1 pseudogene is annotated in these 728 nt (G+C 66.1%); it reads left to right on the top strand.

From position 1 onward, the window contains the following. Positions 1-21: 21 nt before the first annotated feature. A pseudogene (locus AC1DU6_RS33925) lies at positions 22-728 on the top strand (hypothetical protein); the annotation flags it as partial.

Raw genomic sequence — 728 nt, 5'->3', positions numbered from 1 at the left:
GCCCTGAAGTCTGCGCCTGACATGTCGCGCGCACTGGCGCGGCTTTCGGTCGGTCGCGGTGGTCCGCGCGATCTCGCCTGTCTGCGTGATGGTGTGCTTGCCGCCGATCAGGTGCTGACGCGCCTCGGCGCCATCGACAACCTGCCGGCGGATATCACCGCCGCCATGACCGGCCTGCGCCGGCCATCTCGCGAACTCGCCGCGACCTTTGCGCGGGCGCTGGCCGACGATCTTCCGCTGTTGAAGCGCGATGGTGGTTTCGTGCGCGAAGGCTTCGAAGCTGCGCTCGACGAGACCCGCAATCTGCGCGACGCCTCGCGCCTCGTGGTCGCCGCGATGCAGGCACGCTATGCCGATGACACCGGCGTGAAGGGCCTCAAGATCCGTCACAACAATGTGCTCGGCTATTTCGTCGAAGTCACCGCGCAGCACGGCGACAAGCTGATGCAGGCGCCACTGAACGCGACCTTCATCCATCGCCAGACACTGGCCGGGCAGGTGCGCTTCACCACGTCTGAACTGGGCGAGATCGAAGCTAAGATCGCCAATGCCGGCGACCGTGCGCTTGGGCTGGAACTGGAAATCTTCGAGCGGCTGTCCGCGATGGTCGCCGAGGCGTCGGAAGATCTGCGCGCTGCCGCCCATGCCTTCGCACTGCTGGATGTGGCGACGGCGCTGGCAAAGCTGGCGGTCGATGACAACTACGTCCGCCCGGACGTCGACAACTC

It is taken from the genome of Roseateles sp. P5_B10 (genome assembly GCF_056400485.1).
Note: the sequence above shows the minus strand (reverse complement) of the source record. Positions and strands in the feature narration are given on the sequence as shown.